The sequence below is a fragment of the Acidovorax sp. GW821-FHT10A04 genome (genome assembly GCF_059415825.1).
In genome coordinates, this window is the sequence record NZ_JBWKNZ010000004.1 from 107,026 (window position 1) to 124,883 (window position 17,858).

Genomic DNA, 17,858 nt, shown 5'->3' on the forward strand with positions numbered 1-17,858 from the left:
AGGGCCGCGTTGCAAATCCTCGCGATAGCTACGGCTATCGCTGCGGTTTGCGCCTTGCCTTGGCGCGAAATCCATCGGTTTTATTTTTGGCATCTATTTACGGGACAGAACACTAGGCAGACGCCGGCGCGTGGCCGGCAACCCGCTACCATCCCGGGCATGACATTCCCTGCCGCGCCCTCTTCCATCGCTTCGTCCACCGTCCACTTCGGCCACCAGGGCCGGGTCTGCATCGTCACCGGGGGTGCCCAGGGCATCGGCGAGGCCTGCGTGCGGCGCTTTGCCCGCGAAGGCGCCCACACCGTGATCGCCGATGTCGACGACGCCCGTGGCAATGCACTGGCCCAGGAGCTCGGCGCCCTGTACGTGCGCTGCGACGTGGGCGACAAGACCCAGGTAGACGCCCTCGTGGAGCGCACGCTGCAGGCCCATGGCCGGGTGGACGTGCTGGTGAACAACGCGGGCATTTTCCGCGCCGCGGATTTCCTCGAGGTGACCGAAGAGGACTTCGATGCCGTGCTGCGCGTCAACCTCAAGGGCTCGTTCCTGGTGGGCCAGGCCGTGGCGCGGGCCATGGTGGCCTCGGGCGGCGGCTCCATCGTCAACATGAGCTCGGTCAATGGCGTGCTCACCATTCCCAGCATTTCCAGCTACAACGTGAGCAAGGGCGGCATCAACCAGCTCACGCGCGTGATGGCCCTGGCCCTGGCAGACAAGAACGTGCGCGTGAATGCCGTGGCGCCCGGCACCATCGCCACCGAACTGGCCGCCAAGGCCGTGCTCACCAGCGACGAGGCTAAGGCGAAGATCATGTCGCGCACGCCGATGAAGCGCCTGGGCGACCCGGCCGAGATCGCCGACGTGGTGGCCTGGCTGGCCAGCGATGCAGCCAGCTACGTCACAGGCGAAATCGTCACGGTGGACGGCGGCCGCATGACCCTCAACTACACCGTACCCGTCTGACGCCTGAGCAGCCCTGCCGGGCTGCTCGGCCAGCCCACACGGCCGAACCAGGCGCCGCCGGCAATGGCCCAGCCGATCACGATGCCATAGACCACCAGGGCCACGCCCTGGGCCGCGAACACGCCGGCCAGGCCGCCGTCCCAGCGCAGCGCCAGCCAGCCGCCCACCACGGCCACCACCAGGCGCGCCAGGTTGCCGGCCACGGGCCAGAACAGCCGGCCCGCGCCCTGCGAGGCAAAGTACAGCACCAGCCCCAGGCCGAAGAAGCCATAGACCGGCCCCACCGAGCGCAGGTACTGGCTGCCTGCGGCGATCATGGCCGGGTCGCTGGCGAACAGCGACAGCCAGGTGGCGGGGAACATCGCCGCCCACAGGCCGATGGCCTCGGTCATGCCGAACGCCATGGCGGCGCCGATCCAGGTGGCGCGCAGGGCGCGTTCGCGCTGACCGGCGCCGATGCAGGTGCCGACCATGGCCACCAGGGGCGCACCAAAGCCGAACACCAAAGGCACCAACAGGTACTCGAGCCGCGACGCCGTGCCGTAGCCGGCGATGGCCGCCGTGCCGAAACCGCCCACCAGCGCCGTGGTGACGCCGATGGCCACATTGGTCGCCACGGTGGAGACCGCCCCCACCAGGCCTACGCGCAGGATGTCGGCGAACAGTGGCCAGCGCAGCTGCAGCCCCTTGAACGAGGGCCGCAGCAGGCTGCGCGGCGACCACAGGTACCAGGCCAGCACGGCACTGCCCAGCACGTAGTAGGCCATGAGCGCGATGGCCCCGCCCGCAATGCCCAGGCCCGGCAGCGGGCCCCAGCCAAAGATCAGCAGCGGCGACAGCGGGATGAGCACCAGCGCGCCCCACACCGTGACATAGGCCGGCACCGCCATGTTGCCCGTGCCGCGGATGATGGCCGCCAGGGTGTTGAACACCCAGACGCAGATGGCGCCGGCAAACACCCAGTTCGAATAGATGAGCGCCGCCTCCAGCGCGCCCCCTGCCCCGCCCATGCGGGTGTAGAGCCAGCGCCCGCCGCCGACCACGGCCACGCTGAAGCACAGCGCAAACACCAGGCCGATGACCAGGGCATGCAGCACCAGCGCATCGGCATCGTCCTTGCGCCGGGCACCCAGCGCCCGCGCAATGGCCGCCGCCACGCCGCCGCCGATGGCACCGGCCGACATCATCTGCATCAGCATCACCACTGGGAACACCAGGGCCATGCCGGCCAGCGCATCGGTACCGAGCTTGCCGACGAAATACGTCTCGATCAGGCCCACGCCGGCCTGGGCCAGCATCACCAGCACATTGGGCAGCGCCAGGCGCAGCAGCGTGGGGGCGATGGGCGCCTCCAGCAGCATGCGGGTGCGCGGGTTGATGGCTGCCGCGCCCGCAGCGGTGGCTGGACTGGCAACAGCGCTCATGGTGCAGCCCCGGGCTTGCGCGGCACGACGATGCGCACGGTGGAGACCTGCAGCACCTCGTCGTTGTGGTTGCGCGTTTCGCTGCGGATGGTGACCATGCCCCGGTCGGGCTTGGACTTGGAGGGGTTGGCCTCCACCACCTCGCTCACCACGTGCAGCACGTCAGTGGCCCGGGTGGGCCGGGGCCAGCTCACCTCGCCGCTCGCGCCGATGATGCCGCCGGCCACAGGCAGCCCCGTGGTCACCTGCAGCCGCATGGTGATGGCCGCCGTGTGCCAGCCGCTGGCGGCCAGGCCGCCGAACAAGGTGCCCTTGGCGGCCTCGTCGTCCATGTGGAAGGGCTGCGGATCGAATTGCCTCGCAAAGGCGATGATCTGCCCGGCGTCCATCGCATGCTCGCCGCTCTTGAAGCGGCGGCCCACGGCCATGTCGTCGAAATACAGGGGTTGCACTGCAGTGGTGGTATCGGTCATGGTCACAGGCTCATTGAAAACGGTGCCGGGGAATCAGGCGGCTGCGGGGACCAGGCGCTTCAGGGGCGCTTCGCGTATCGGCAGGTTCACCAATGCGGCGCCCAGGGCCAGCGCGATGTCGATGTACCAGACCCAGTCGTAGCTGCCCGTGGCCTGGAACACGCTGCCGCCCAGGTAGGCGCCGAAGAAGCCACCGATCTGGTGCGAGAGCATCACCACGCCGAACAGCATGGCCATGTTGGCCGTGCCGAACATCTTGGCCACCAGGCCGGCCGTGGGTGGCACGGTGGACAGGAAACTCACGCCCATCACGGCGGCAAAGACCAGCATCACGGCCGTGGTCTTGGGCGCCAGCAGAAAGACCAGCACCGCAATGCCGCGCGTGGCGTACAGGATGGAGAGCAGCGACTTCATGCGCCAGCGCCCCACGGCCCAGCCCATGGCCAAGCTGCCGATGATGTTGAACAGCCCGATCATGGCCAGCGACCAGCCGCCGACTTCGGGTGGCAGCCCGCAGGCCGCTATCACGCCCGGCAGGTGCGTGGCCAGGAAGGCCACATGGAAGCCGCAGACCAGGAAGCCCGCCGACAGGTACAGGTAGCTGGGCGTGGCCAGCGCCTGTGCGATGGCCTGGCGCGCAGTCAGCGCCTTGACGCCCGATACCGCGGCCGCCTGGGCCGCCAGCGCCTTGGAATTGCCCTTGAGCACGAAGGCCGCCGGCAGCGCCAGCAGCACCAGCACACCCAGCCACTGCATGGCACTGGCCCAGCCCACGGCGGCCGTGAGGCCGATGGCAATGGGAGCCATCGCAAACTGGCCGAAAGAGCCGCCTGCATTCACGATGCCGGTGGCCAGGCCGCGTTTGGCCGGGGGTACCAGGCGGGTGCTCGCCGCCATCAGAACCGATGGCCCTGCCATGCCCGCACCGCCCGCGGCCAGCACGCCGATGGCGAAGATCAGGCCGGCGGTCGTCGTCATCAGCGGCGTGATGATGGTGCCCAGGGCCACCAGCGCCACGCCCAGCAGGATCACCCGGCCGGTGCCGATGCGGTCCGCCACGGCGCCCGCAAACGGCTGGGTCAGGCCCCACCACAGCTGGCCAAAGGCAAAGGCCAGGCTGATGCTGCCCACCCCCAGTCCGGTGGAGGTGTTGAGGGCCGAGAGGAACAGCCCCATGGTCTGGCGCGTGCCCATGGTCAGGGCAAAGGCGCCTGCGGCGGCCAGCAGCACCAGCCAGATGGCGATCGATCGGTTGGGAGAGGCTGCGTTCACATCATTCGCCATGGTAAAGCTCCGACACGGGGGACAACAATTCAAGGCACTCATCGGCCAGGTTGTGCAGGGCCATCACCCGCTCCACGCCCAGCAGGTCGTTGAGCGACAGCTGCGCCACCTTCCAGCAGCGCTGGGCTTCGGCGCGCTTGTCGCGGCCCGCGTCGGTGATGTGCACCAGGCGGCTGCGCGCGTCGGCGCCCACCTCCAGCGTCACCCAGCCGGCATCCACCAGCGGGCGCAGGTTGCGCGTGAGCGTGGAGGCATCCATCTTCATCTCCGCCGCCAGGTCGCCCGGGCGGATGGGCCCGAGCTTGAACACATGCGACAGCAGCGAGTACTGCGTGGTCTTGAGCCCGCACTTGGCCATCTCGGCGTCGTAGTGCTGCCCTACCCGGCGCAACAACTGGCGCAGCTTGAAGTTGGTACAGCCCTGGGGACGCCCGGCTGCGGTGGGCGGGATGGTGATTTCGGCTTGCATGGATTTGATTGTATCTGCAATAATTGCATATGCAACACTTCAATCGAAAGAAGACCCCATGACACAGCACAACCAACTCGAACAATGGCTTGCCCTGGAGCAAGAGGTGATGGCCCGCATGGACGCTGGCGTAGGCCCCGGCGTGGCGCGGCCCGACCAGGTGGCCGGCCTCACCGGCCTGCAGATGATGCAGGCCATGCTGCGCGGCGAACTGCCCTACCCGCCCATCGCGCGCACGCTCGACTTTCGCCTGGTGGAGGTCGGCGAAGGCCTGGCCGTCTTCCAGGGCACACCCAGCGTGGAGCACCTGAACCCCATGGGCACCGTGCACGGCGGCTGGTTCGCCACCCTGCTCGACTCGGCCCTGGGCTGCGCGGTGCACACCCGCATGCTGCCCGGGCGCGGCTACACCACGGCCGAGCTGGGCGTGAACCTGGTCAAGGCCATCACCCCCAAGGTGCCGCGCGTGCGCGCCGAAGGCCGGGTGATCCACTGCGGCCGCCAACTCGCCACCGCCGAGGCCCGCCTGGTGGGCGCTGACGGCACCCTGTACGCCCACGCCACCACCACCTGCCTGGTCTTCGATCTGCCGACGCAATCGAAAGCCTAAGACTCCTGCATCGCGCATGCCTGGTGCTACCCTACGGGACCGCAGCGAAGCGCAGCGGCAGTGAAACCTCTTCGAGGGTCGTATGGCACCAGAACTCAGCGAACACGGTCAGCAACTTGTCTTGGGCCTGTCTTCACGCACCGGCTTCAGTCCGGATGCCGTAAGGCAGTTGCTGGCGGCCCTGCAGGAGGGCAACGGCACGATGGCGCAGTTTGCCCACCCTGAGTTCGGCGGCAGCGGCCAATGGGTGCGCGGCGGCATGGTCATGATCGGCGACATGTTCAATGACGCATTGAAGGCACGCGTGAATGCCCTGGCGACCGAACTGGCCAGTGCCCTGGCCGGTTTACCAGCCCCCATGCCGGCAAGCCCTCCCCCATCGCAATCCCAAAGCAGCGGCAAAATGGGGTTCGCCAGTGCACCACCATCGATCTTCGCCACCCATCCTCAATTCCCCTGGTATCCAGCGGACCTGGGCACACCCCACAGCAGCGGCTCGCAGAACACCACCCGGTATGCCTACTTCGCCGACAAGCGCCGCCTTGCGGTGGAGGTGGGTGGCAAGCTGTCGCTGTACGACACGCTGGAACACCAGATCCAAGGCGTCGGTCAGCAGCAAGGTGGCGCCGGCACGCTGAGCTTCACCAGCCAGCACGGGACCGTGGACCTCTCGGCCCTGCCCTTGGTTCTACGCGGTGATGATTCAGCAGGCAGGCCCTCGGGTGCGTCCCAGGCAGCCGTCCCGACCAAAGAAGCAGCGCCCGGCAGCAGTAGCAACACACAAGCATCCATCTTCGAAACCATCTCCCAGCTTGCCGCCCTTAAGGACAGGGGCATCCTCACCGAGCAGGAATTCGCGGTGAAGAAGGCAGAACTGCTCGCGCGGATCTGACCCTGCCATCACCGCGGTGTGCCTGGTCTTCGATCTGCCGGCACAATCGAGGGCATGAGATTCCTCCACACGATGCTCCGCGTTGGCAACCTTCAGCGCTCGATTGATTTCTACACCCAGGTGCTGGGCATGCAGCTGCTGCGCCAGTCCGAAAACCCCGAGTACAAGTACTCGCTGGCCTTCCTGGGCTTCGACGGCGGCAACCCCGGACAGGCCGAGATCGAATTGACCTACAACTGGGGCACCGAGAGCTACGACCTGGGTACGGCCTACGGCCATATCGCCCTGGGCGTGCCCGATGCATACGCGGCCTGCGACAAGATCAAGGCCGCGGGCGGCAATGTGACGCGCGAGGCCGGGCCGGTGAAGGGCGGCACCACGGTGATCGCGTTTGTGACGGATCCGGATGGGTACAAGATCGAGCTGATCGAGCGCAAAAACGACACGGGCGGCACCGGATTGCGCTGAGCGCACCGCCCTGCTGCATCCAACAAAAAAGCCCGGCAATGCCGGGCTTTTTCATTCTCTGCGCCCCACGCTGTAACGTGGAGCCCGCCATGGGGATCAGCCGGCAGCCAGCGCCACTTCCACCCGACGCGCCTCGGCATTGCTGCCGCTGGCCGTCGTTTCCTCAGGCTTCTTGAGCTCGATCTTGTCCTCGGCCACGCCCAGGCCCTTGAGCGCATCGCGCACCGCATAGGCGCGTTGCTTGGCCAGTTCGGCATTGGCGGCGGCGTCGCCCGTGGCGTCGTGGAAGCCCGAGACCACAGCCTTCTTGCCTTCGGCCACGCCCTTGACCACATCGGCCAGGGCTTCGTTGGCGCCTGCGGCCAGGTCGGCCTTGGCGCTGGCAAAGTAGAACTTCACGACGCCGTTCTCGACGCGCACGCTGGCGGCGTCGGCCGCAGCAGCAGTTGCAGCCGTGTCAGCGGCCGGAGCGGCTGGTGCGTTGCTTGCAAGTGCGGTGGCTGCAGGGGCTGCCTTGGCGGACTTTGCGGCGCCCAGGCGCTTGACCACCACGGTACCGACCGCGGTGGAAATGATCAGTGCGATCAGGATGAACAGAAAACCGAGTGCAAAACGTTCTTGGCTGTCGTTGTCGGAACTACCGGACATGGAGTCTCCCTGTGTTGTCTCTATATGTGGTGGATATTGTCGGGCGCCCTGCTTGGGCACCTTCTTCATTGTAGAGTGATGCGATGACGAGTCTTCCCGCACCGCTGCGCGATCCTGCCCCCATGCTGGAGCGGGCCCTGCAGCAATGGGGCGGCCACCGGGACCTGTGGGTGTTCGGCTACGGCTCGCTGATCTGGCGGCCCGATTTCGACTTCAGCGAGCGCCGGGCGGCCCGTGTGCACGGCTGGCACCGGGCACTCAAGATGTGGAGCCGCATCAACCGTGGCACGCCCGAGTGCCCGGGCCTGGTGTTTGGCATGCTCTCGGGCGGCAGCTGCCGGGGCATGGTGTTCCGGGTGGACAAGGCGCATGCGCGCCAGGTGCTGATCAACCTGTGGCAGCGCGAGATGATGACCGGCGTGTACGACCCGCGCTGGCTCACCTGCCACACGCCCCATGGCAGCGTGCAGGCGCTGGCCTTCACCCTGTCGCGCAAAAGCCCCAACCACACGGGCGAGCTGCCCGACCAGGAGTACTGCCGTATCTTCGAGCAGGCCTGCGGCAAGTTCGGCACCACGCGCGACTACGCCCAGGCCACCTACGACGAGCTGCGCCGGCTGGGCATCCACGACCGCTCGCTGGGAAGATTACTTTCGCTTACCGACAAAAAGCAGGCATAGTGCGGCACTGGTGTGGTGCAGAGCAAGCCGTCTGCGCCACTGCACCTCTACCGACCTATCTGCCCTGTTCGTTTGTTTGTTCAAGGAGTGAGCTTCATCATGATTCTTCGTACCGCCCTGGCCGCCGCTGCCGTGGCAAGCATTGCCGGCTGCGCCGCCTTTTCGTCGTCCGGCCCTTCGGCCGTGGCCAAGCTCGAATCCACGCGTGGCAACACCACCACCGGCACGGTCACCTTCGTGCAGACGGGCGACGTGGTCAAGGTCCACGGCGAAGTCCGCGGCCTCAAGCCCGGTGCCGAGCACGGTTTCCACATCCATGAAAAAGGCGACTGCTCCAGCGGCGACGGCATGAGCGCCGGCGGCCACTTCAACCCCGGCGGCAAGCCGCACGGCAGCCATGGCGCCGCCGAGCACCACACGGGCGATCTGCCCAGCCTGAAGGCCGACGCCGGCGGCGTGGCCAAGATCAGCTTCGAGTCGCGCTCCATCCGCGTGGGCAGCACCGCCAACGACATCGTCGGCAAGGGCCTGATCGTGCACCGCGACCCCGACGACTACACCACCCAGCCAACCGGCAATGCCGGCCCGCGCCTGGCGTGCGCCGTGATCACGGCGAAGTAAGCCTGCCGGCCAGGACCTGCTCCGCCCGGGCCAGGTCCTGCACGGTGTCCACATCGGTCACCGTGCCTTCGTCATCGACTTCCACCAGCCGCGACCGGCCCTGCGCCTGCTGCTCGCGCACCACGCTGGCGGCGCCCTGCTCTCCCGCCAGGGCCAGCAGGCCCGGCAGGCATTGCGCCGAAAAAGCCACCGGGTGACCGCGCTCGCCCTCGTGCACCGGCACGGCCACCGCACAGCCGTACAGCGCAGCCGCCATCCTGCGCAGGGTTTGCGGCCGCACCAGGGGCAGATCCCCGGGCAGCACCAGCCAGCCGGGCGCATCCGCCGTGGCACGCACAGCCGCCGCGATCGAATCCCCCATGCCCGGGTGGCCCGCATCCTCCAGGTGCCAGGGCAGGCCGCTGGCGCGCACGGCGGCCAGCGTGTGCTCCAGCACCGGCAGGCCATGGAGCAATGCGCTCAGCTTGTGCACGCTGCCACCCGAAGCCGCAAAGCGCTCGCCCCGGCCGGAGGCCAGCACCAACACCACGGGGGATGGCAGCGGTTGTGGTGCCATCGTCACGCCATCTTGAACGGCAGCTCACGCGGCGTCTTGCCCGTGAGTTGCGCAATGGCGTTGGCAAATGCCGGCGCCAGCGGCGGCAGCCCAGGCTCGCCCATGCCCGTGGGCGGTTCTGCGCTGGGCACGATGTGCACGGCCACCTGCGGCATGTCGGTGATGCGCGGCACCGCGAAGTCGCCGAAATTGCTTTGCTCCACCACGCCGTCCTTGAGCGTGATGGCACCGCCCGGCAGGCACATCGACAGGCCCATCAGCGCCCCGCCCTGCACCTGGGCCTCCACGCTTTTCGGGTTGACCGCCAGGTTGCAGTGCACACCGGCCGTGATGCGGTGCAGCTTGGGGGCACCGTCCTTCGTCACCGAGGCCTCGACCACATAGGCCACGACCGACTGGAAGGATTCGTGCACCGCCACGCCCCAGGCGCGGCCCGCGGCCAGCTTCTTCTTGCCATAGCCGGACTGGGCCACCGCGAGCTGCAGCGCCGCCTTGTGGCGGGGGTGCTTGTCGCCCATCAGGCGCAGGCGGTAGGCCACGGGGTCCTGCCTGGTGGTGCGGGCCACCTCGTCGATCAGGGTCTCCATGGCGTAGGCCGTGTGGGTGGAGCCCACGCTGCGCCACCAGAGCACTGGCACGTTGACCTGTGGGTGGTGGACCGAAAGCTTCATGGGCACATCATAGGGCTCCTTCATGCCTTCGATGGCCGTGGCGTCGATGCCGTTCTTGACCATGAAGCCCTCGAACGGCGAGCCCTTGACGATGGACTGGCCCACGATGGTGTGGTCCCAGGCCAGGATCTGACCCTGGGCGTCGAAACCGATCTCTGCGCGGTGCACATGCATGGGGCGATAGTAGCCGCCCTTGATGTCGTCCTCGCGGCTCCAGAGCGTGCGCACGGGCACCCCCAGGCCGGCACCCAGCGCGGCCTTGGCCACGCTGCAGGCCTCCACCACATAGTCGCTGGTGGGAATGGCCCGGCGGCCAAAGCCGCCCCCGGCCATCTGCGTGTGCACCTTGACGTTCTGCGGCTGCAGGCCCAGGGCCTGGGCGGCGGCCACCGCGTCCAGGCCCGGCATCTGCGTGCCCATCCACAGCTCGGCCTTGTCGCCAGCCAGCAGCACGGTGCAGTTGAGCGGCTCCATGGGGGCATGGGCCAGGTAGGGGAAGACGAACTCGGCGCTGATCTTGTGCGGCGCATTCGCCAGCGCGGCCGTGTCGGCCTGCATGGCGACCAGGCCGGGTTTGGCCGCGAGCGCGCGGTAACTGGCCAGCAGTGCCGTGGTGTCGGGCTTTTCCACTGCGTCGGTGTTCCATTCCACCTTGAGCGCGTCGCGGCCCTGCTTGGCCGCCCAGTAGCCATCGGCGATCACAGCCACGCCCTCGCCGCCCCGGTCGGTGGGCACGCGGAGCACGGCCTTCACGCCCTTGACGGCTTTGGCGGCCGAGTCGTCCAGCGATTTGAGCTTGGCCGCGAACACCGGCGGGCGCGCGACCACGGCGGTCAGCATGCCGGGCAGGCGCACGTCGATGCCATAGTCCTGCAGGCCGCTGGACTTGGCCTTGGCGTCGAGCCGCCCCGTGGGCTGGCCGATCAGGCGGAACTGCTTGGGGTCCTTCAGGGTGACTTTTTCGGGCACGGGCAGCTTCATGGCCGCCTCGGCCAGCTCGCCATAGCCCAGCTTCTTGCCGCCGGGCCCCACGACAAAGCCGTTCTGCGTGCGCAGGGCCGATGCGTCCACGCCCCACTGCGCTGCCGCGGCCGACACCAGCATGGCGCGGGTGCGGGCACCGAGTTCGCGGTACTGGGTATAGGAGTTCTTGATGGAATTGGAGCCGCCCGTGAGGTGCAGGCCCATGGCAGGGTCGGCATAGGCGATGTTGGCGTCGCCGTGCGTGCTGCGCACCTTGGACCAGTCGGCATCGAGCTCCTCGGCCAGGATCATGGGCAGGCCGGTCTGCACGCCCTGGCCGAAATCCAGCCGGTTGATGGTGACGGTGACGATGCCATCGGGCTCGATGCGCACAAAGGCCGAAGGCTGCTGGAAAGGCTTGAGGCCGGCGGCCGGCGCAGCCGCCGTACCCTGTGCAACGGAGGCCAGCGGAAACGCGCCCAGCGCAAAGCCGGTGGCCGCCGTGACCTTGAGAAAGCTGCGGCGCGCCAGGCCTTCGGCCAGGCCCGCTTCGGCAGGCCCCTCCTGGGATTTTTCCAGCAGCGCGAGCAGATGGCGGGGCATGTGGGCCTGAACGGTGTCGGGATGGAAATGCATGGTGCGTGCTCCTTCAGGCCAGGGTACGGGCGGCATCATGGATGGCCGCGCGGATGCGCACATAGGTTCCACAGCGGCAGACGTTGCCGGCCATGGCGGTATCGATGTCGGCGTCGCTGGGCTTCTTCTTGCCCTTGAGCAGCGCCGTGGCGCTCATGATCTGGCCGCTCTGGCAGTAGCCGCATTGCGCCACGTCGTGCTTGACCCAGGCGGCATGCACGGCCTTGCCCACCTTATCACTGGCCGCGATGGCCTCGATGGTGGTGATCTTCTGGCCCGCAGCGGCCGAGATCGGCGTGATGCACGAGCGGATCGGCGCGCCGTTCAGGTGCACGGTACAGGCGCCGCACAGGGCCTGGCCGCAGCCGAACTTGGTGCCGGTCATGCCCAGCGTGTCGCGCAGGGCCCAGAGGATGGGGGTGGATTCATCGGCATCCACAGCCGTTTCTTTGCCGTTGATATGGAGCGTGGGCATCGTGGGTTCTCCTTGGGGAGGTTTTTTTACAGTGCGGGGGAAACAGCAGGGCGAAGGCAGCTTGAGCGCCGCCATCGGCAAGGCAACGGGAACGCGGTGGGGATTGCCATTTTTAAGAGAATATTTATTCGATTAAAGCGCAAATCGGCGGATCATGCTTTGAGCGCGTCCCAGCACAGGCCGAAGGCCATCTGGTGCAGGGCCTCGTCGTCGGGCAGCACGCCGGTGCGTATCAGGCCGGCGGTTTCGCGCACCGAGCCGATCAGGCTGGCGGTGAGCAGGGGCACGGGCACGGCCTTGAGGATCTCTTGCTGCTGGCCCTCCTGCATCAGGGCGTAGAAGCCGGCCATCAGGCGCGTGGAGAACTCGCGGTTGCCCTCGGTGAACCAGGGCGAGTTGTAGTACTGCTCCTGGAAGACCACCTCGGCATGCTGGTCCAGCCGGTGGCGCAGCAGGTTCTCCCAGATGCGGCGCACCCGGGCGCGGTACGGCAGGCTGGGCACCACGCCGTCCATGATGCGCGCGGCGGTGACGGTCTTGGCGTCCTGGTAGAGCTGGCTGATGAGCTCGTCCTTGGACGGGTAGTAGACGTAGAGCGTGCTGGTGGCGATGCCCGCGGCACGCGCGATCTGGGCCATGGTGAGCCCGCTCAGGCCGGTCTGGCCCACCAGGTCGAAGGTGGCCTGCGCAATCGCACGCTGCTTTTCATCGTCTTTGGGTTTCATCGCAGCGCCAATATAAGCGAATTTTTATTCGGCAACAACCGGGCCCGGCAGGCCATGCACGCAAGGCGCCAAGCCCCGCCTTGGCGGCGTGCACAATCATGTCCATGTCCATGTCCATGTCCATGACCACCTCCATCGCCGATCTGCGCAAGAGCTACGAGCGCGCCGAACTCAACGAAGACGCCTCGCATGCTGCGCCCCTGCAGCAGTTTGATCAATGGCTCCAGGAAGCCATTTCCGCCCAGGTGCCCGAGCCCAATGCCATGACCCTGGCCACCGTGGGCGGGGACCTGCGCCCCAGCACGCGCATCGTGCTCATCAAGGGCTATGACGAGCGTGGCATCGTCTGGTTCACCAATTACGAGAGCCGCAAGGGCCGCCAGATCGCGGGCAACCCGTTTGCGGCGCTGCAGTTCCATTGGGTGGAGCTTGAGCGCGTGGTGCGCATCGAAGGCGTGGTGGAAAAGGTCAGCGCCGAGGAAAGCGACGCCTACTTTGCCAGCCGCCCGCTCGACTCGCGCATCGGCGCCTGGGCCAGCCCGCAAAGCCAGGTGATCGCGGACCGCAGCGTGCTGGTGGCCAATGCCGCCAGGTACGGCGCGCAGTTCCTGCTGCGCCCTCCCCGCCCGCCACACTGGGGCGGCTACCGCCTGAAGCCCGAGCAGTGGGAGTTCTGGCAGGGTCGCAAGAGCCGCCTGCACGACCGGCTGCGCTACCGGCTCGACGGCTCCAACTGGGTGCGCGAGCGGCTGGCGCCCTAGACCAGAAAACGGGTCACCAAAATGATCACCACCGGCATGGTGATCAGCGCCAGCGCGGTCGACACGGCCACGCTGGCCGTCACCTCGTCCTGCGCCACCTCGTAGCGCTGCGAGAACAGGAACACGTTGGCCCCCACCGGCAGCGATGCCGCCACGACCATCACGGCCAGCGGCATGCCCGACAGGCCCATGGCCCAACCCACCGCGGCCATGGCCACAGGATGGACCAGGCACTTGACCAGCGCGATGCGCATGGCCGCGCGGAGATGGGTCCCCACCTTGGTGAAGGCCAGCGTCACGCCCACCAGCAGCAGCGCCAGCGGGCCCAGGGCCTGGCCCAGCAGTTCCAGCGGCTTGTCGATCACCAGCGGGATCGGCAGGCCGGTCTGCGCATACAGCAGGCCCACGATGATGGGCATGGGGATGGGGTGGATGATGCCGTTGCGCACCGCCATGAGCACGGTGCGCAGCATGGAGCGGCGTTCATGCCCCGGCGTACCCGCCCGCTCGCGCGCCGCCGCCAGCTCGAACACCACGGTGGCCGCGGTGAGCAGGATCAGCGCGTGCAGCGAGATCAGCGTGAACAGCGTGACCAGCCCGGCCTCGCCGAACACCAGGCCCACCAGCGGCACGCCGATCATCACCGTGTTGCTGAACATGTTGGCCAGTGCCCGCGCCGCCGTCAGGCTGGTGAAGCCCAGCAGCAGCATGGTGCCGCCGAACACCAGCCCTGCCGCCGCAAAGTACGCGGCGATGGGCGCAAAGTCCACGTCCCCCAGGTGCACCGAACTCATGGTTCGGAACAGCAGCGCTGGCGTCAGCACCATGAACACCAGGTTAGAGAGATCCTTGACCGAGCCCGCCCTGATCCAGCCCTGGTGCCCCGACAGAAATCCGATGGCAATGAACAGGACGACGGGGATCAGGGAGGCGAAGACGGGGGAATTCACGGTGCAGCGGCGCGCGGGGAGGGAGACAGCGAGTGTAGTACCCGCAAGGGTTTTCCCTCGGAGGCTGAAAGGCTCTCAGCCTCTCAGTCCAATCCGTCGAACACTGCGTCGTCAGGGCCCACATGGGAGGGCGAGCGCCAGCCGGCATCGCGCATCGAGCGCGCCACCTGGTTCTCCACCCCCATGAGCACTGCGAACAAGGCCATGCGCACGGGGATGCCGTTGTCCGTCTGGCGAAAGATGGCCAGGCGCGGGTCGTGGTTGAGGTCGGTGGAAAGGTCGTTGGCACCGGGCCGCCCGTCGCGCGGCAGCGGGTGCATGAGGATGGTGTCGGGTTTGCACAGCTCGTCCACCAGCGACTTGCGGATCTGGAACTCGGGCGTGTAACCCTCGATGGCCTCGCCCACGAAGCGCTCCTTCTGGATGCGCGTGGCATAGACCACGTCGGCACCGCGCAGGCCGTCCTGCAGCGAGGTGGTCTGCTCGATCACATGGCCGTTGCGCGCCACCAGCTCCAGCAGGTAGGCGGGCATCTCCAGCGACGGCGGGGCCACCAGGCTGAACTTGAGCCCCTTGTAGAGCGCCAGCAGGCGGATCAGCGAGTGCACGGTGCGGCCGTACTTGAGGTCGCCCACCAGGGCCACGTGCGTGCCATCGACCAGCTTGCCCAAGCGCGAGAACTCGCGCTGGATGGTGTAGAGGTCGAGGATGGCCTGGCTCGGGTGCTCGCCCGGGCCATCGCCCGCATTGATCACGGGGATGTTGGTGGCGCGCGCGAACTCGGCCACAGCGCCCTGCTCCGGGTGGCGCACCACCAGCGCGTCCACATAGCCGGCCATGACGCGGCTGGTGTCGTAGATCGACTCGCCCTTGGCCATGGAGGAAAAGGTGAACCCCGTCGTGTCGCACACCGTGCCGCCCAGGCGGCAGAACGCCGCGCCAAAGCTCACCCGGGTGCGCGTGCTGGCCTCGAAGAACAGGCTGCCCAGCACGGCGCCTTCCAGCACGCGCGAGACCTTCTGGCGCCGGGCGATGGGCTGCATCAGGTCGGCCACCTGGAACAGTTCCTCCAGGCTGCCGCGGTCGAACTGGGCCACCGAGAGCAGGTGCGGCCGGCCCTCGGCGGCGATGCGATGGGCCAGCGGCTGGGCCGTGGGCGCCCTGCCCCGCTGCGTGCCGGCGCTTCCCGCTTCGTGCGTGAGGAGGATCTCGGAGACGAACTTCTCCACCATCTCCGGCATGCTGCGCGACTCGCCCGAATCGGCCGGCAGCAGCCAGGTATCGAGGGCCCGGCGGCGCACGCCCAGCCGGTCGGAAAACGCATCGCGCGTCAGGTTGAGGCGGCGCATGGCGTCGCGCAGGAAGTCTTGCTGGCTGTTCATGACCAGCAATTATACGCAATGAGCAGTTTTATATAACGCATTGCGTATATTTCTTGCGCACACGAAGGGATGTAACTCAGATCTTGAACTAAGGTAAACCCAGGCCCCGGCAGCTGCCAGAAGAGTAGGATGAAAGCATTTGTTACAGCCATCGGGCGCAGCTTGCGATGACGGCTGGACAAGCCCACGATAGAGATGCCATGACAAGACCCCCACCATGTGCAGGACGCAGTCGGCTTGCCCTCGGGATGTGCATGGCTGCCTGCCTGGCTTCCGGGGCCCAGGCCGATGTCGCCCAGCTGCCGCTGGAGCAATTGATGCAGATGGAGGTCCGCACCGCGAGCCGCTACCTGCAAAGCGCGCTCGAGGCCCCGGCTGCGGTCAGCGTCGTGACCGCGGAAGACATCCGCACCTTCGGGTACCGCAACCTGGCCGAGATCCTGGCCAGCATGCGCGGGCTGTATGTCTCCTACGACCGGTCCTACCACTACCTGGGCATGCGCGGCTTTTCCACGCCGGGGGACTACAACACCCGGGTGCTGCTGCTGGTCGATGGGGTGCGGTTCAACGACAACCTGTACGACCAGGCGCCGGTGGGCACGGATTTCCCGATCGACATCGACCTGATCGAACGCGTGGAGTTCGTGCCCGGGCCGAGTGCGGCCGTCTACGGGGCGAATGCCTTCTTCGGCGTGCTCAACATCATCACGCGCGAAGGCCGGCAGCTCAAGGGCGCCCAGGTCAGCACCGAACTGGGCAGCCACGGCCACGCCGGGCTGCGCTTTACGCTGGGCACGGTGGACGGGCATGGCGGCGACTGGCTGGTGTCTGCATCGCGCTCCACCACCCGGGGCGAGGACCTCTACTTTCCGGCCTTCGATACACCCGCCCAGAACCAGGGTATTGCGCAAGGCCTGGACTACGATCGCAGCACCCGCTTCTTCGCCAAGTGGCGGCGCGGGGGCGTGACGCTGTCCCTGTCGCACGGCGAGCGCCAGAAGGGCTTGCCCACGGCGGCCTTCTCGCAAGTGTTCAACGACCGGCGCTCCCGCGTGGCCGACTCCAGCACCCGCCTTGCGGCAGAGTACGCCGGGCAGTGGAACCCCACCCTTCATTTCACGGCAAGGCTCCACGGCGGCCAGTACCGGTATGTGGGCGACTATGTCTACGACTACCCGCCCGTCACCACCAACCGCGACATCGGTAGCGGCCGCTGGGTGGGCTCGGAGCTGCAGTGGGTGAGCACCGCATTCCAGCGGCACAAGATCTCCTGGGGCGTGGACTACCGGCGCGACCTGGACATCACGCAGCGCAACCTGGACCTCGCGCCCGAAGCACACTACCTCAACAAGAGCAGCAGCGGTGACGTCATGGGCGTCTACCTGCAGGACGAGGTCGCGCTGCGCCCCGACCTGGTGCTGCACGCCGGGCTGCGCTGGGGCAAGCACTCGGACAGCCAGGGCAGCCTGCACCCGCGGCTGGGCCTGGTGTACCTGGTGGGGCCGGCAACGGCCCTCAAGCTGCTGTACGGCACGGCGTACCGGCCACCCAACGCCTATGAGCGCGACTACCGCGTGGAAACCCCCGGCGGCGTGGTCGGCACGGCCAGCCTGCGCTCCGAGCGCATCCGCACCACGGAACTGGTGCTGGAGCATGCCCCGTCGGGTGCCTCGCGCGCGCTGCTCACGGTGTTCCAGTCGCGCGTCTCGCACCTGCTGGCGATCGGCGAGGCACTGCAGGCCGACCGGTTCATGTTCGGCAATGCCAACAGCGTCGGCGTGTATGGAATGGAAACCGAGATCGAGCAGCGCCTGGGGCCCGACGCCCGGCTGCGCCTGGCCTACAGTTGGCAGCGCGCCCGCGATGCCCTGACGCGGGAGACCCTGGCCAATTCGCCCCGACACCTGCTGAAGGCGCAGTGGTCCAGCGCCATCGGCAGCGCCGACGCTGCGCCATGGGCCCGCGGGCGTTTCGGGGTGGAAGCCATCGCCATCGGCGCGCGCAACACCCTGGCTTCGCGCCTGCCGGCCCACGCGCTGGCCAATCTGACCTACACCACGCGGCTGGCGGGCACGGATGTCTCCCTCGGGGTGTACAACCTGTTTGACCGGAGGTTTGCCGACCCTGCGTCCTTCGAGATCCGCGGCGACTCGCTCCTGCAGGACGGCCGGACCCTGCGCCTCAAGCTCACCTATGCGTTCTAGGCC

19 protein-coding genes are annotated in these 17,858 nt (G+C 67.6%); 8 read left to right on the forward strand and 11 right to left on the reverse strand.

Going from position 1 to position 17,858, the window contains the following annotated elements; genetic code table 11:
• The first annotated feature begins 159 nt into the window (after positions 1-159).
• Positions 160-963 (forward strand): SDR family NAD(P)-dependent oxidoreductase, encoded by an 804-nt coding sequence (locus AC07PF_RS10670; RefSeq protein ID WP_007853887.1) that lies wholly within the window; start codon positions 160-162, stop codon positions 961-963.
• On the opposite strand, the gene AC07PF_RS10675 is transcribed toward AC07PF_RS10670, so the two are convergent.
• Genes AC07PF_RS10675 through AC07PF_RS10690 form a run of 4 tightly spaced genes read right to left on the reverse strand, consistent with a single transcriptional unit; the run spans position 945 to position 4,613 of the window.
• On the reverse strand, positions 945-2,387 hold the full coding sequence (locus AC07PF_RS10675) for an MATE family efflux transporter (RefSeq protein WP_494608858.1): 1,443 nt from the start codon (positions 2,385-2,387) through the stop codon (positions 945-947). The two genes, AC07PF_RS10670 and AC07PF_RS10675, sit on opposite strands and share 19 nt — an antisense overlap.
• Positions 2,384-2,860: a MaoC family dehydratase gene (locus AC07PF_RS10680; protein WP_494611817.1), complete on the reverse strand. Its 477-nt coding sequence runs from the start codon at positions 2,858-2,860 to the stop codon at positions 2,384-2,386. Before AC07PF_RS10680 ends, AC07PF_RS10675 begins: the two co-directional genes overlap by 4 nt.
• Positions 2,861-2,893: 33 nt before the next feature.
• Complete coding sequence (locus AC07PF_RS10685; protein ID WP_007853894.1) at positions 2,894-4,144, reverse strand: MFS transporter; 1,251 nt, start codon at positions 4,142-4,144, stop codon at positions 2,894-2,896.
• A complete protein-coding gene (locus AC07PF_RS10690) occupies positions 4,134-4,613 on the reverse strand; it encodes a MarR family winged helix-turn-helix transcriptional regulator (RefSeq protein ID WP_494611818.1) in 480 nt (159 codons plus the stop codon). Before AC07PF_RS10690 ends, AC07PF_RS10685 begins: the two co-directional genes overlap by 11 nt.
• A gap of 58 nt (positions 4,614-4,671) precedes the next feature.
• Between AC07PF_RS10690 and AC07PF_RS10695 the strand changes: the two genes are divergently transcribed.
• From AC07PF_RS10695 to gloA, 3 genes are all read left to right on the forward strand, one after another.
• Positions 4,672-5,223, forward strand: coding sequence for a PaaI family thioesterase (locus AC07PF_RS10695; RefSeq protein WP_494611819.1), 552 nt, complete (start codon positions 4,672-4,674; stop codon positions 5,221-5,223).
• Positions 5,224-5,305: 82 nt separating this feature from the next.
• Positions 5,306-6,115 carry an SHOCT domain-containing protein gene (locus tag AC07PF_RS10700; protein WP_494611820.1) on the forward strand — a complete coding sequence of 270 codons (810 nt, stop codon included), beginning with the start codon at positions 5,306-5,308 and terminating at the stop codon, positions 6,113-6,115.
• Positions 6,116-6,169: 54 nt separating this feature from the next.
• Positions 6,170-6,583 (forward strand): lactoylglutathione lyase, encoded by a 414-nt coding sequence (gloA, locus tag AC07PF_RS10705; protein ID WP_007853904.1) that lies wholly within the window; start codon positions 6,170-6,172, stop codon positions 6,581-6,583.
• Between the two features lie 96 nt (positions 6,584-6,679).
• Here the strand turns inward: gloA and AC07PF_RS10710 are convergent, their stop codons facing one another.
• Entirely contained in the window at positions 6,680-7,231 is a 552-nt protein-coding gene (locus AC07PF_RS10710; RefSeq protein ID WP_007853907.1) for an OmpA family protein, read from the reverse strand.
• 83 nt (positions 7,232-7,314) lie between these two features.
• Between AC07PF_RS10710 and AC07PF_RS10715 the strand changes: the two genes are divergently transcribed.
• Together AC07PF_RS10715 and AC07PF_RS10720 are read left to right on the forward strand one after the other, a co-directional pair.
• The gene (locus AC07PF_RS10715; RefSeq protein ID WP_494611821.1) at positions 7,315-7,911 is read left to right on the forward strand and encodes a gamma-glutamylcyclotransferase; all 597 of its coding nucleotides are present in this window, start codon (positions 7,315-7,317) and stop codon (positions 7,909-7,911) included.
• 99 nt (positions 7,912-8,010) lie between these two features.
• Positions 8,011-8,532, forward strand: coding sequence for a superoxide dismutase family protein (locus tag AC07PF_RS10720; RefSeq protein WP_007853914.1), 522 nt, complete (start codon positions 8,011-8,013; stop codon positions 8,530-8,532).
• Here AC07PF_RS10720 and AC07PF_RS10725 read toward each other — a convergent pair.
• The 4 genes from AC07PF_RS10725 to AC07PF_RS10740 form a co-directional block, all read right to left on the reverse strand.
• Positions 8,519-9,088 carry a nucleotidyltransferase family protein gene (locus tag AC07PF_RS10725; RefSeq protein WP_494608865.1) on the reverse strand — a complete coding sequence of 190 codons (570 nt, stop codon included), beginning with the start codon at positions 9,086-9,088 and terminating at the stop codon, positions 8,519-8,521. The two genes, AC07PF_RS10720 and AC07PF_RS10725, sit on opposite strands and share 14 nt — an antisense overlap.
• 2 nt (positions 9,089-9,090) lie before the next feature.
• On the reverse strand, positions 9,091-11,358 hold the full coding sequence (locus AC07PF_RS10730) for a xanthine dehydrogenase family protein molybdopterin-binding subunit (RefSeq protein ID WP_494611822.1): 2,268 nt from the start codon (positions 11,356-11,358) through the stop codon (positions 9,091-9,093).
• 13 nt (positions 11,359-11,371) lie between these two features.
• Positions 11,372-11,833 carry a (2Fe-2S)-binding protein gene (locus tag AC07PF_RS10735; RefSeq protein ID WP_007853921.1) on the reverse strand — a complete coding sequence of 154 codons (462 nt, stop codon included), beginning with the start codon at positions 11,831-11,833 and terminating at the stop codon, positions 11,372-11,374.
• Between the two features lie 152 nt (positions 11,834-11,985).
• Positions 11,986-12,558: a TetR/AcrR family transcriptional regulator gene (locus tag AC07PF_RS10740; protein ID WP_494611823.1), complete on the reverse strand. Its 573-nt coding sequence runs from the start codon at positions 12,556-12,558 to the stop codon at positions 11,986-11,988.
• 116 nt (positions 12,559-12,674) lie between these two features.
• Here AC07PF_RS10740 and pdxH point away from each other — a divergent pair, with 116 nt between their 5' ends.
• Positions 12,675-13,319: a pyridoxamine 5'-phosphate oxidase gene (gene pdxH, locus AC07PF_RS10745; protein WP_494612022.1), complete on the forward strand. Its 645-nt coding sequence runs from the start codon at positions 12,675-12,677 to the stop codon at positions 13,317-13,319.
• Here the strand turns inward: pdxH and AC07PF_RS10750 are convergent.
• Together AC07PF_RS10750 and AC07PF_RS10755 are read right to left on the reverse strand one after the other, a co-directional pair.
• Positions 13,316-14,269: an AEC family transporter gene (locus tag AC07PF_RS10750; RefSeq protein ID WP_494611824.1), complete on the reverse strand. Its 954-nt coding sequence runs from the start codon at positions 14,267-14,269 to the stop codon at positions 13,316-13,318. The two genes, pdxH and AC07PF_RS10750, sit on opposite strands and share 4 nt — an antisense overlap.
• An 83-nt stretch (positions 14,270-14,352) precedes the next feature.
• Positions 14,353-15,651, reverse strand: coding sequence for an aspartate carbamoyltransferase (locus tag AC07PF_RS10755; RefSeq protein ID WP_494608868.1), 1,299 nt, complete (start codon positions 15,649-15,651; stop codon positions 14,353-14,355).
• A 254-nt stretch (positions 15,652-15,905) separates the two neighbouring features.
• Between AC07PF_RS10755 and AC07PF_RS10760 the strand changes: the two genes are divergently transcribed.
• Positions 15,906-17,855 carry a TonB-dependent receptor domain-containing protein gene (locus tag AC07PF_RS10760; protein ID WP_145696635.1) on the forward strand — a complete coding sequence of 650 codons (1,950 nt, stop codon included), beginning with the start codon at positions 15,906-15,908 and terminating at the stop codon, positions 17,853-17,855.
• Positions 17,856-17,858: the final 3 nt, after the last annotated feature.